The organism is Bacillus cereus group sp. BfR-BA-01310 (assembly GCF_022664325.1).
Taxonomy (GTDB): Bacteria; Bacillota; Bacilli; order Bacillales; family Bacillaceae_G; genus Bacillus_A; species Bacillus_A paramycoides.
The window spans coordinates 297,293-310,953 of sequence record NZ_JAKUHD010000002.1 but is presented as its reverse complement, the minus strand read 5'-3'; the positions used below and the strand labels follow the sequence as shown (position 1 = coordinate 310,953).

The following is a 13,661-nucleotide window of genomic DNA, read 5'->3' as shown; positions in this document are numbered from 1 at the left end:
TATGTGATAAACAAACCCTCTTCTTAAAGTTAATTAGTGTGAGGATTGTCTATGATAATGGTTTATAGTAGAAATAGATTTAGAAGTTGCTAAAGAAACATAATTGATATTTTTAGAACTAACATATTGTGTGGATTATATTTTGCAATAAAAGGATTGAATTGGAAGGTGAAGATTATGTGCAAAATAGCAGTAGCAGGAACAGGTTACGTCGGCTTAGTAGCAGGCGTATGTTTTGCAGAAGTAGGACATCAAGTAACTTGCGTTGATATTGATGAGAAAAAAGTTGAATTAATGAAATCAGGTGTTTCACCAATTTATGAAGCTGATTTAGAGGGTTTAATGCAGAAAAATTATGCTGCTGGAAGAATTAATTATACAACGGATTACAAGTCAGCATATAAAGATGCAGATGCAATTTTCATTGGTGTAGGAACTCCTGAACAAGCTGATGGTTCTGCAAACCTTTCATATATTGCAACCGTTGCAAAACAAATTGCTGAAAGTGTAGAAAAGGATTGCCTTATTGTTGTAAAATCAACCGTTCCAATTGGAACAAATGACAAAGTAGAGCAGTTTATTCAGGACTTTTTAGTTAATGATGTGAAAGTAGAAGTGGCATCAAATCCAGAATTTTTAGCTCAAGGATCTGCGGTTCATGATACGCTATATGCAGAAAGAATTGTTATTGGTACAGAAAGTAAATGGGCTGAAAAAGTGTTAATGGATCTGTATAAACCATTCCATTTACCTATCGTTTCAGTAAATAGAAGATCAGCAGAGATGATTAAATATGCTTCTAATGATTTCCTAGCTCTTAAGATTTCTTATATGAATGATATTGCTAATCTTTGTGAGTTAGTTGGTGCGGATATTCAAGATGTTGCAAAAGGTATGAGCTTTGATGAGCGTATTGGAAGCAAATTTTTAAATGCAGGTATTGGGTTTGGAGGATCATGCTTCCCTAAAGATACTAAAGCATTAGAGTACTTAGCGAGACAAAACGGTTATGAATTAAGAACGATAAAAGCTGCCATTGATGTAAATAAAGATCAAAAGACTCTATTATACAAAAAAGCGAGTCAAAGATTAATTACTTTTAACGGTCTTAAAGTGGTGGTATTAGGATTGACATTTAAACCTGGTACAGATGATTTAAGAGAAGCTGCATCTCTTGAAAATATTCCTCTACTGTTAGAGCAAGGCGCAGATATTTATGCATTTGATCCAGTAGGTGCGAATAACTTTGCTAAAGTGTATCCAGAGGGAAAAAATAAGAACGGTAATATCACATATGCTACGGATATTGAACAAGCTTTAGAAGGTGCAAACGTCTGCTTTATTTTCACAGAATGGGGAGAAGTGAAGGCATTAACTCCAGAAATTTATAAAACATTAATGCGAACACCTCTAATTTATGATGGTAGAAACATTTATGATGTGCAAGCAATGCAAGAAGCAGGCATAGAATATCATTCTATTGGTAGAAAATCAACAAGTAGAGATCGCATGAAGGAGTTGAATAACAGTGATTTACAAGCCTCTAGATAAAAATAAAATATACCTTATTACTGGAGCCGCTGGTTTTGTAGGATACTTCTTATCTAAAAAATTACTAGAGCAAGGTTGCAAAGTAATAGGTGTTGATAATATAAATGATTATTATGATGTGAATCTTAAATATGCTCGTTTGGAGCAACTTAAGCCATATGAGAAATTTACCTTCATTAAAGGGGATATTTCTGATAAGGATATGATTACTAAGATCTTTGAAGAGTACAAGCCAAATATTGTAGTGAATTTAGCTGCACAAGCTGGTGTGAGATATTCAATTGAAAATCCAGATGTATATATTCAAAGTAATATTATTGGTTTTTATAATGTTCTCGAAGCATGTAGACATTACCCAGTTGATCATCTTGTATATGCATCATCTAGTTCTGTGTATGGAGCAAATAAAAAGGTTCCTTTTGAGGAAACAGATTTTGTAGATAACCCAGTATCACTTTACGCATCTACTAAGAAATCAAATGAACTAATGGCTCATACGTATAGTCATTTGTATAAGATTCCTGCTACTGGACTTCGTTTCTTTACGGTGTACGGTCCTATGGGACGTCCGGATATGGCTTACTTTGGATTTACTGATAAGTATTTTGCTGGTGAGTCAATCAAGATATTTAATAATGGTGATTTTGAAAATGACCTATATCGTGATTTTACTTATATAGATGATATTGTTGAGGGAATTCAACGTCTTTTAAGTAATCCACCTAAAGGTGATGTTGAACATAAAGTATTCAATATTGGAAACAATAACCCTGAAAAATTAATGGTGTTTATTGAAACATTAGAGAAAGTACTGGGTAAAGCTTTAGGGAGAGAAGTGGCATTTGAAAAGGTGTTTGAGCCTATTAAACCAGGAGATGTACCAGCTACTTATGCATCAACTGATTTATTACAGAAGGCTGTAGATTTTAAACCTGAAACTTCTATAGAAAAAGGCTTACAGGAGTTTGCTAATTGGTATGTAGAGTATTATAAAGTGAAATAATATTGATTATGCTTTTGGGAAGGGAAAATCCATCAAAGGTTTAGGTTACTTAAGATAGAATATACTTTGATATACTGGTTATAGAATGTCATTCTTAGTATAAGAGACTAAATTGATACTTTTATTATCTGGATATTTATTCAGAATGATGGAAAGAAGAGGTCTATAATAATGAAAAAGAAAATCCTATTTTGGATATTAGGAATCATAGGAGTATTAATTATAGGTGGAGGAGTCTACGCTTATAATATATATTCTTCTGTTTCAAAAACATTAGATGAAGTTCATAAACCTTTAAAGCGTGATCAAAATAATAAACAAGAAGAAAAAATCAATAAATCTGAACCTGTTTCAATCCTATTACTAGGTGCAGATGAACGCGGTGAAGATAAAGGACGTTCTGACTCTTTAATGGTTATTACTTTAAATCCGAAAAACAATTCTATGAAGACGTTAAGTATCCCTCGTGATACGTATACGGAAATTGTCGGTAAAGGAAAAAGTGATAAAATTAACCATGCTTATGCGTTTGGTGGAGTAGATATGTCTGTTGCAACAGTGGAGAAGTTCTTAAACATTCCAATTAATTACTATATCGAAGTTAGTATGGAAGGATTTAAGGACATTGTTGATGCTGTGGGCGGTGTTGATGTAAATAATGACTTGGAATTCTCTCTTGAAGGAAAGCACTTCCAAAAGGGAAATATTCATTTAACAGGTGATCAAGCTTTAGCATTCACTCGTATGCGTAAAGAAGATCCACGTGGTGACTTCGGTCGTCAAATGCGTCAACGTCAAGTGATGCAAGCTGTTATTAAAAAGGGTGCAAGTTTCACATCACTTACAAGTTATGGTGATGTGTTAACAGCGATTCAAAAGAATGTGAAAACAAACTTAACGCAAGATCAAATGTTTGATATGCAAAAGAATTATAAAGATTGCTTACAAAATAGTGAAGATATTCAAATCCCAGGTGACGGACATAAAGCATCTGACGGTATTTGGTATTACTATGTTCCAGAAGCAGCGAAAAAAGATTTAACGAATAAATTAAGAACACATCTAGAGTTAAAATAAGTAATAATAAAAATAAACCCAGCTCTTTTGGAAAGAGTTGGGTTTATTTTTATGTTTTTATATTATTATTATATAATGTAAGACTATTAGACGAGGTGAAGGGAAGTAACTATAAGATTCTAACATATGAGCAGGAGGAAGAACATGAGTTCAATTTTAGTATGCGGTGGAGCTGGTTACATCGGTTCTCACGCTGTAAAAAAATTAATAGATGAAGGCCTATCTGTAGTAGTAGTTGATAATTTACAAACTGGGCATGAAGATGCGATTACAGAGGGTGCAAAGTTTTATAAAGGAGACCTTCGTGATAAAGGTTTTCTAAGAGATGTTTTTAAACAAGAAAATATTGAGGTGGTTATGCATTTTGCAGCTGATTCTTTAGTTGGCGTTAGTATGGAGAAACCTCTTCAATATTATAATAATAATGTGTACGGTGCACTTTGCTTGCTAGAAGTAATGGACGAGTTTAAAGTAGATAAGTTTATTTTCTCTTCTACTGCTGCTACTTATGGCGAGGTAGATGTTGATCTTATTACTGAGGAAACTTTAACAAATCCAACGAATACATACGGTGAAACGAAGCTAGCGATTGAAAAGATGCTCCATTGGTATAGCCGAGCTTCTAATTTAAAATATAAGATTTTCAGATACTTTAACGTAGCTGGTGCAACTCCAAGTGGCATTATTGGTGAGGATCATCGCCCTGAGACACACTTAATACCTCTTGTTTTACAAGTTGCTTTAGGACAACGTGAGAAGATTATAATGTTTGGCGAAGACTATAATACACCAGATGGTACTTGTATTCGCGATTATATTCATGTCGAAGATTTAGTAGCAGCTCATTTCCTTGGTCTTAAAGATTTACAAAACGGCGGGGAAAGTGATTTCTACAACTTAGGAAATGGAAATGGGTTTAGCGTTAAAGAAATCGTTGAAGCTGTTCGTGAAGTTACGAATCATGAAATCCCAGCAGAAGTAGCACCAAGAAGAGCGGGAGATCCAGCACGTCTAGTTGCTTCTTCACAAAAGGCGAAAGAGAAATTAGGATGGAATCCACAGTATGTAGAGGTTAAAACAATTATTGAACATGCTTGGAATTGGCATCAGAAGAAACCTCATGGCTATGAGAAGTAAGTAGAAATGGAAAAGAGAGGGTATCGTCGTTCAACATATGTTCGACAATACCCTCTCTTTTTTTGTATGATTTTTGCTATACTAAACTGTACTATAATACGGGATGGAAGGAGGATGATGATGAAAATACTTGTAGTTGATGATGAATCGAGTATCCGCAATTTAATTCGGATGCAGTTAGAGATGGAAGGATATGAAGTATTGACGGCAGCTGATGGGAGAGAAGCTTTAGGGAGATGGAATGAGCAGCCGGATGTACTCATTTTAGATGTGATGCTTCCTGATACGGATGGGTATGAGTTATTACGTTTATTCCGAGAGAAGGATCGTGATATCCCAGTGCTTATGCTGACAGCAAAGAGTCAGATGAATGATAAATTGCTTGGCTTGCAGCTTGGTGCGGACGATTATGTGACGAAGCCTTTTAATTATGCGGAGCTTATTCTTCGTGTGAAAAATATGAGTCGGCGTGTGAGGAAGGAGGAAGTGTCTTCTACTCATGAGGTGATCCGAGCAGGGGAATTGGTAATTTGTCCAAAGGAAAGAAAGGTACATGTGAGTGGGCAAGAAATTCAGTTAACGTATCGAGAGTTTAATTTATGTCAGTTGTTTGTTTCGAATCCTCAGCGTGTGTTCATGAGAGATGAGTTGCTTGAGAAAGTATGGGGATTTGAGTATATCGGAAATACGAGAGCGGTTGATATTATGGTGCAAAGGCTTCGGAAGAAACTAGGGAATAGCGGGGAGTATATTAAGACAATTTATGGTGTTGGGTATAAGCTTGATTGCTAAAAGGTGATGATATGTCTTTAAAACGAAATATGGTGTTTGGAATAGTTGGATTGTTGATTCCAATTCTTGTTCTTTTGTATGCGGTTGTTTATATTGCACTGGAGAAGAATGTGTATCATAATGCGGCAGATTCCTTAGAAAAGTTAAGTGCGGAAGCGCAAATTTATACGATGAATTATTTAGAGAAGGAAGCAGAAGTGGAGACGCTAGGTCCCAATTCGCTTTTAATTGCTTCGTATTTAGCGAAGCGAATGGATGTCCGGGTACAGATGATTGGGAAGAATGGAGATGTTGTTGCAGATACACAAAAGGGAGCATTACTTCATCGAAATATCGACATTGAGAGTTCTTTGAAGGGAAAGAAGTCTTATGTTTTTGAGGAGGGAGACCCCGCTCCAATTCTTTTGTTTTCAAGTCCGGTTTATTATGGAAACGATGTCATTGGAAGCATTCGTTTCATAAATGAGCTAACGGATGAGAAGGAAGTTTTAACGAATGTGAGTTGGACGTTTTTAATGACATCTCTTTGCTTAGTGGCCGCCGGTATTTTCTTTGCGATTCGTTTGGCGAAGTCTCTTCATAAACCAATTGATCAGTTAAGGCAAATGGCGCATCGGCTTGCGAATGGAGATTATGAAAGTAAGATTGAGTTAAATGAGTATGTGGAAATTGCGCAGCTTTCAGCGTCCTTTAATGCGATGGCTGATGGAATTGAACTACATATTAAACAGTTGAAGGAAGAGAAAGAGAAACAGAAAGATTTCTTAGATCGAATTACGCATGAGTTGAAAACACCGTTAACAGCGATTATCGGTTATGTAGATTTAATTCCGAAGTTACAATCTAAGGAGGATGTGCAGGAGAGTCTCCGTTATGTGGCTGTAGAAAGTGAGCGTCTATTATCACTTGTAGAGGAATTACTTAAGTCTTCAAAGTATGGGAAGAGTACGTTTGAAGTGTCACCTACAGTCGTGAATATAAAGGAATTGGCGGAAGAAGCAGTTTCGATTGTGAAACTCAGGTTGCGGCAGTTTGAAATTGAAGTTATGAATGAGTTAATGGAAGTACACGTCGTTGCGGATTTTGATAAGACGAAGCAAATTTTCTTGAATGTGCTTGATAATGCGATTAAATATAGTGATGCTACGCGAGTTCGTATGAATGTAATTATAAATGAGCAGGAAGCAAAGGTTTTTGTTCATGATGATGGTATTGGTATGGATGAAGGTGTGCTTGCAGAGTGGAATGAGTCTCCGGAAGGTAAGGTACTTCCTTCTAGTTACGGGAATGGCTATGGTTTATACATTTGTCAGGAGATTATGAAGAAGCAAGGCGGGAGTATGCGAATTGAGAGTAGTGAAGAAATGGGAACTACAATATGTATGACATTTTTACTCCCAAGACGGATGGAAGATATAAAAAACTTGAAAGCGGTTAAATGATACATTTATGAAACAATTATGCGGTATTTTCGAAACAACGTTTTTTTATCTTGGAGGTAGGCAGAAATGAAAAGGCTATCATTTCAAATTCTTGTGTTTGTCTTTTGTATGATCGTTTCTCTTATTTTGTTTTATGTTATTGAGAAGCAAATATATAATCGAATCACGATTGTGGATGACAAACAGGCCGTTTTACAAAGAGTGAATGAATCCCTTCCTACTGAAGTGAAAGTAAGGCATGAGAAGTGGGGAGAAACTGTTGTAACGGATGAAGTTCGTTTGCATACGATTGTTTCATTCTTTGACCGAATTCGAGTAGAACCGAGAGAAGCGAGGAATCAAGAACAAGTATTTACTGGAGAAGTAACGTACTTGAATGGACATAAACGTACTTTTGCAGTAGGTGACTTGTTCCAGTATGAGGCTAATGTATACGGAAAGAATGGTACGGATCCGATGATCTCAGTATTGCAAACGTATTTGTTAAGTCTGTATTATACACCAGAGCGCATTAGTAATTTCTTTGCGGAGGCAAAGGAAGTTGTAGTGAGGCAAGGGGATGTAATACGTACTATAGATCTTACGCGAATATTTGATTCTATTCGATACGCAAAGCAAATTACAGATTACGGAGAAATTCAGAAATTATTACAATCACAGAATGAACCGATTGCTTATATTACTGCCTATAAAACAGGCAAGCGTGTAAAGAATGAGCGAGAGGATATTCTTACGATTTCTGTGTATCCATCGTACTTTGTTGTGCAATACCTCGGTGATAATAACGGGAATGTCATGTATATGAAAGGCTCTCTAGCAGAGTTATTCGTAAAGGAGAATGCGTCATGAGAAAGATAGCCTTTTTCTTCTTTTTGCTAGTAATTGGAGGAGCGATGTCTAGTTGCTCTCGAGATACAACCTCTATTAAATATAATAAAAGTGGTCTCCCTATTTTGGATGATCGTCATCTTGTTGCATATGTAGCGGCCCGCGAGGAAGTTGGTGAGGCATTGCTTTCATCATTTTGTAAACCGCGAGGATGTACGTATGAATTTATTCGTCTTTCGACAGAAGAACTTCTTCGAAGAGTGGAAGAGGAATCTGGAAATCCGAAAGCGGATATTATTATTGGCGGTACAGTAGATGCACATCAAATGATGAAGCAAAAGGATCTGTCTATTCCTGTGACGAGCCAGCATGCGAATCGTATTTCAAAAACTGTAAAAGATAAAGATGGTTATTGGTACGGTTACGAAGTAGAGAAATTGGCAATCGCAATTAATAAAGAGCGGTGGAACGAAGAAATAGCACCACTCGGTCTACCGTATCCATCCAGGTGGCAAGATTTATTAAACCCTGCGTACACTGGAAAGATTGTTATGCCAGATCCAAATGTTTCGGGTACTGCATATACGTTTTTTCAATCACTTATTGATACTTTAGGTGAAGAGGAAGCGAAGGCGTATGTGAAGCATCTTGCAGGACAGGTTGGAGAAGTAACAGTGAATGGTTACATACCAGCAGAACTTGTGGCAAGTGGTGAATATATGATAGGCATCAATTTTATGGGAGATCAGAGAATGCTTCAAAAACGAGGCTTTCCTATTTTAAGTAACGAACCTGAGCAAACAGGTTTGTCTGTTAATGCGATTTCAAAACTAAAACGTGCACCGAGTGGTATTATTGCGGATTTATTTATTGATTATTGTTTATCAGAAGAAGCGGGTCACATTTTAGAAAAAGTTTCGTTTGGCGTACCAACGATGTTTGCGAAGAATGAGAAAGAAATAGAAGGACAGCCGGTTAGAAGGACGAAGCAAAATATATCAAATAGTGGAATAATCGAGATATGGAATAGACAGCGTCTCTCTCAAAAGTGAGAAAAGGAGACGAGAGTATATGTTTAAATGGCTTAAGCCAGCACCTGAAATTGAGAGATTACCAGCGGATATGATCGCTAAAGTATATACATTACTACGTATTCGTGTGCTAATCGGAATCTCAGTTGGATATGCTGCTTATTATTTAGTGCGCAGTAATTTTACGTTATCAAGTACGTATTTAGTACAAGAATATGGTTTTAGTACAGCTGAAATTGGACTACTAGGTTCAGTAATGGCGATTGTTTATGGATTTAGTAAGTTCTTTATGGGGAATTTATCAGATAAAGCTTTTGCCCAGCGCTTTATCGCAGTCGGATTATTCTTATCAGGGCTTGTAAATATTTGTTTCGGGTTTGCATCTTCTTTTGGAATGATTGTTACATTACTTGTCCTAAACGGTATTGTACAAGGTATGGGAGCACCACCTTGTAGTATCGTTATGACGAAATGGTTCTCAAAGAAAGAACGTGGTACGAAAACAGGCATTTGGAATATTTCACATAACGTTGGCGGAATGCTTGTGCCACCACTTGTCGGAATTGGTGTAGGTATTTTCGGTGAAAGTCATTGGCAAGGCGGCGTGTTTATTTTTCCAGCGATTATCGCAATGGTAATTTCAGTTCTTGTTTGGATCAATGCGAAGGATACACCAGAGTCTGAAGGTCTTCCTCCAATTGATGAGTATCGTAATGACTATGAAAATCTTGAAAAAGCAGATAATGCTAACAAGATGTCACCAAAAGAAATTTTAATGAAATACGTAGTGAAAAATAAATTTGTATGGTTCTTATGTATTGCGAATGCATTTGTTTATTTAATTCGTTTCGGTGTTATTAACTGGGTTCCACTTTATTTAACGACAGTTAAAGGTTTTTCAAAAAATGAAGCACATGCAGCATACGCAATCTTTGAAGGTATGGCAATTCCAAGTTCATTAATTGTTGGTCTTTTAAGTGATAAATTATTTAAAGGGAAACGTATGCCATTGTGTATTATTAGTATGGTTGGAGTTGTTATTGGTACGTTTGTATATTGGCAAGCAACTAGCGTACTTGTTGTAAGTATTGCAGTTTCTATTATCGGATGTTTAATTTACGTACCACAGTTCTTAATCGGTTTAAGTGCGATGGAATTAGTACCGAAATTTGCAGTAGGTACGACAGTTGGTATGTGTGGTCTGTTCGGTTATGTGGGCGGAAGTCTTGTAGCAAACGCAGCAATTGGTGTTATTGTTGATCGTTCTGGCTGGGATGGTTGCTTTATCTTACTATTAACAGGTGCAATTTTATCAACAGTCTTCTTGTTCATCGTTCAACGTGGACATGAGAGAAAAGCTCCTAAAGCGGTGTAATATTTTGTTTGAAAAGCTATCCAATTTTCATTTTGGATGGCTTTTTCTATATAATATAATCTTTCCTTAAAACTATCTTAAAAGATAAGATGTCATATTTCTAATCATTGGAATTTTTGTTACAATATAAATGAATGTGTAAAACTTTGTAAAAAGATTGTAATAATATACAATTATTTTTCAGAAAGTTTTATACAATTGTGGTGTTTATTAAACTATTAATTTATAAAGGGAGAGAGACTATGTTACCAAATACGGTTCGTACTCCAAACAAGAAGAAGAAATGGATTATTATCGGGGTTATTGCACTAATTGTTATTGTTGCAGCAGTTAATATTTTTGTTATGCAAGGTAAGAAGAAAGGCACAGCGAAGACAGATGCTGTAAGTTTTGAGAAAGTGACAGAGCGTAAGCTTAATAATACGAAATTAATTTCTGGTCAGGTGAAGCCAGGGAATATTGAAAGTTTCTATGCAGATCCGACTAAAGGAAAAGTGAAAGATATTGAAGTGAAAGAAGGACAAGAGGTAGAAAAGGGAACGAAATTATTCTCTTATGATAATGAAGAAATTAATCTGCAAATGAAGCAAGCTGAGCTTGATCAGAAGATGGCTGATATGCGTTATGATCAAGGGAAAAAGAAGATTGATTCGTTGAAGAAAGAAATTAAGAAGGTGAAAGATAGCGGGGCTGGGAAAGAAGTAACAGACCCAATGGAAGAGCAAGTAAGTGAATTAGAAATGACACAAAAAACAACTGACCTTGAGAAGGAAAAAGGAAAGTTACAAAAAGAAGAGTTAAATAAAAAACAGAAAGAACTTACGATTTATAGTAATTTTGCTGGTGTTGTACAGAAGTTAGATAAAGATGCAGCGCAAAGTTCATCCCAAGCTTTAGGTGGTCAAGGAAAAGCATTCTTACAAGTAGCTTCTAAAGATCCGTTCCAAGTTCAAGGGACTTTAACAGAACTTCAAAAGTCACAAATTCAAAAGGATCAAACGTTTACTGTAACTGCGAAAGCAAATAATAAGAAGAAGTGGACAGGTAAAATTACAGAAGTAAGTGAATTCCCAACGAGTGCAGAGATGGCTCAAGCTGGTGGTGTAGGCGAAGCGACTCAAAATATGTCTCAATATACATATAAGGCAAGCCTTGATAGCCAAGATGGTTTATCTCCAGGGTACCATGTTTCATTACAAGTAAACTTAGAGAATAAGACGATGATCGCTGTTCCAAGTAAGAGCATTGTAGAAAAAGGCGATGATGCATTTGTTTATATCGAAGAAAAAGGAAAGCTTCGTAAACAAAATGTGAAAAAAGGTGCTACTGATGGAGATTGGACAGAGATTACTGAAGGCGTAACAGTGGGGCAAAAGGTGGTTAAAAATCCTTCCGACGACGTGTATGACGGAATGGAAGTGAAAGAGAAATGATTACGTTAAATAATATTGCTAAAACGTATTATCAAGGGAAATTGGCAGTGCCGATTTTGCACGGTATTAGTTTAACGATTCAGAGCGGTGAATTTGTTTCGATTATGGGACCGTCTGGTTCTGGTAAATCAACGCTTATGAATATTATCGGTTGTTTAGATCGTCCAACAGAAGGCGAATATATGCTGAATGATGTGAATATCTTAACAGCAGACGAGTCAAAGCTTGCCTTAATTCGTAATGAGTATATCGGTTTTGTTTTTCAGCATTTTAACTTGCTGCCGCGTCTTTCAGCAGTAGAAAATGTTGAACTTCCGCTCGTATATGGTGGCGTGAAGAAAGCAGAGCGTCGTCAAAGAGCTCTGGAAGCACTTGGTAAAGTTGGTTTATCAGACAGAGTTCATCATTTACCGAATGAGTTATCAGGTGGACAGAAGCAGCGTGTCGCTATTGCGAGATCGATTGCGAATAATCCAACGTTCATTATGGCAGATGAGCCGACAGGTGCGCTTGATACGAAGTCTGGTGAGCAAGTTATGGACATTTTCACGAAGCTCAATGCAGAAGGTACGACGATTGTTATGGTTACGCATGAAGAAGAGGTTGCGGCTTATTCTTCTCGCCGTATTGTACTGCGAGATGGGAAAATTACAGAAGATAGAAGGTGTGCGGTATGAGTTTACTAGATAGTATAAAAATCGCCTTATCTTCTATTCTAGCTCATAAACTGCGTTCTGCTCTGACGATGCTCGGTATTATTATCGGTGTTGGTTCTATTATTACTGTCGTTGCAATTGGGCAAGGCGGGGAAGCGATGCTGAAGTCGAAATTCGCAGGTTCTGGCGGTAATAACCTTATGCCAATTCAATTTAAACCAGATATTAATGATGAGTTTGCTATGGGTGGATTTGAAATACCAAAGTTAACTGAAGAGGATATTTTGGAAGTAAAACAAGTGAAAGATGTTTCACACGTTATTACGACAAACCAGAATTCAGAGGTGCTTGATGTAAATGATAAAAAAGCAAATCTGAATGTTATTGGTCTTGATAATGAATATTTTGCAGTTAATAAAGTAAAGGTCGTAAAGGGACGTACTTTAAATGAATCAGATATTTCTCATGCAAATAACGTTGTGATGATTAGTACAAAAACAGAAGAGACTTTATTTAAGGACGTAAACCCAGTTGGACAAATTATTGAGATGAAGGGGCAGCCAATGCAAATTATTGGTGTGTATAGATCCGATAATGAGTTTATGGGATTTGAAATGGAAGAAGCGTTAATCCCCCTTACGTTATGGCCTGTTTTATACGGAACAGATGATATTCAAAATATCGCAATTCAAGCTAAAAATGTAGACGATTTAGAATCCGCTGGGAAACAAGCTGTTGATGTATTAAATAGTCGTAAGCCAAGTGAAATTCCAGGTAAATATGAACTGGTGAATTTAAAAGAATTCCAAGAAAATGTTTCTAAAGTTACTAATATCATGACGATGATCATCGGCGGTATCGCTGGTATTTCATTAGTCGTTGGTGGTATTGGAGTTATGAACATCATGCTCGTATCTGTAACGGAGCGTACGCGTGAAATTGGGATACGTAAAGCACTTGGAGCAACGCGTAGTAAAATTTTATTACAGTTTTTAATTGAAGCCGTTATGTTAACGCTTCTAGGCGGTTTAATCGGAATTGGCCTTGGATATGGTGGGGCATATATCGTTTCTACATTCGCAAAATGGCCACCGCTCGTTTCATGGGAAGTTGTCGTTGGAGGCGTACTGTTCTCTATGACACTAGGTATTATTTTCGGATTAATTCCAGCAAACAAAGCTGCGAAGTTAGATCCGATTGAAGCACTACGTTATGAATAAGTTGTAGTAGAGAGGGACTCTCTACTACACATTACCGTTCTAGTGGGCGGTTCGTAGCCTCTATGTGAGGAAGTGAACCGCCCGTTAGAACGGGATATAAATAGAAGGAGGCGTTA

Annotated in this window: 12 protein-coding genes; all 12 read left to right on the top strand. The window is 36.7% G+C overall.

What is annotated here, in order from left to right:
- Positions 1 to 177 precede the first annotated feature (177 nt).
- The 12 genes from MR109_RS06660 (at position 178) to MR109_RS06605 (ending at position 13,545) form a co-directional block, all read left to right on the top strand.
- A complete protein-coding gene (locus MR109_RS06660; protein WP_242271388.1) occupies positions 178 to 1,551 on the top strand; it encodes a UDP-glucose dehydrogenase family protein in 1,374 nt (457 codons plus the stop codon).
- Positions 1,529 to 2,554: a GDP-mannose 4,6-dehydratase gene (locus tag MR109_RS06655; protein WP_242271384.1), complete on the top strand. Its 1,026-nt coding sequence runs from the start codon at positions 1,529 to 1,531 to the stop codon at positions 2,552 to 2,554. Before MR109_RS06660 ends, MR109_RS06655 begins: the two co-directional genes overlap by 23 nt.
- Before the next feature lie 171 nt (positions 2,555 to 2,725).
- On the top strand, positions 2,726 to 3,631 hold the full coding sequence (gene tagU, locus MR109_RS06650) for a polyisoprenyl-teichoic acid--peptidoglycan teichoic acid transferase TagU (protein ID WP_002191224.1): 906 nt from the start codon (positions 2,726 to 2,728) through the stop codon (positions 3,629 to 3,631).
- Between the two features lie 144 nt (positions 3,632 to 3,775).
- Complete coding sequence (galE, locus tag MR109_RS06645; protein ID WP_242271383.1) at positions 3,776 to 4,768, top strand: UDP-glucose 4-epimerase GalE; 993 nt, start codon at positions 3,776 to 3,778, stop codon at positions 4,766 to 4,768.
- A 120-nt stretch (positions 4,769 to 4,888) separates the two neighbouring features.
- A complete protein-coding gene (locus MR109_RS06640; RefSeq protein WP_242271382.1) occupies positions 4,889 to 5,560 on the top strand; it encodes a response regulator transcription factor in 672 nt (223 codons plus the stop codon).
- A gap of 11 nt (positions 5,561 to 5,571) precedes the next feature.
- Positions 5,572 to 7,002, top strand: a complete 1,431-nt coding sequence (locus tag MR109_RS06635) for a HAMP domain-containing sensor histidine kinase (protein ID WP_242271381.1) — start codon at positions 5,572 to 5,574, stop codon at positions 7,000 to 7,002.
- 66 nt (positions 7,003 to 7,068) lie between these two features.
- The gene (locus tag MR109_RS06630; RefSeq protein ID WP_242271378.1) at positions 7,069 to 7,851 is read left to right on the top strand and encodes a DUF3919 family protein; all 783 of its coding nucleotides are present in this window, start codon (positions 7,069 to 7,071) and stop codon (positions 7,849 to 7,851) included.
- Positions 7,848 to 8,882 carry an ABC transporter substrate-binding protein gene (locus tag MR109_RS06625; protein ID WP_242271375.1) on the top strand — a complete coding sequence of 345 codons (1,035 nt, stop codon included), beginning with the start codon at positions 7,848 to 7,850 and terminating at the stop codon, positions 8,880 to 8,882. The genes MR109_RS06630 and MR109_RS06625 overlap by 4 nt, the downstream gene beginning before the upstream one ends.
- Before the next feature lie 19 nt (positions 8,883 to 8,901).
- A complete protein-coding gene (pgtP, locus tag MR109_RS06620) occupies positions 8,902 to 10,236 on the top strand; it encodes an MFS transporter (RefSeq protein WP_242271373.1) in 1,335 nt (444 codons plus the stop codon).
- A gap of 242 nt (positions 10,237 to 10,478) precedes the next feature.
- The gene (locus tag MR109_RS06615) at positions 10,479 to 11,669 is read left to right on the top strand and encodes an efflux RND transporter periplasmic adaptor subunit (protein ID WP_025147128.1); all 1,191 of its coding nucleotides are present in this window, start codon (positions 10,479 to 10,481) and stop codon (positions 11,667 to 11,669) included.
- Positions 11,666 to 12,346 carry an ABC transporter ATP-binding protein gene (locus MR109_RS06610; RefSeq protein ID WP_000631628.1) on the top strand — a complete coding sequence of 227 codons (681 nt, stop codon included), beginning with the start codon at positions 11,666 to 11,668 and terminating at the stop codon, positions 12,344 to 12,346. Before MR109_RS06615 ends, MR109_RS06610 begins: the two co-directional genes overlap by 4 nt.
- The gene (locus tag MR109_RS06605) at positions 12,343 to 13,545 is read left to right on the top strand and encodes an ABC transporter permease (protein WP_000054366.1); all 1,203 of its coding nucleotides are present in this window, start codon (positions 12,343 to 12,345) and stop codon (positions 13,543 to 13,545) included. The genes MR109_RS06610 and MR109_RS06605 overlap by 4 nt, the downstream gene beginning before the upstream one ends.
- The last annotated feature ends 116 nt before the right edge of the window (positions 13,546 to 13,661 follow it).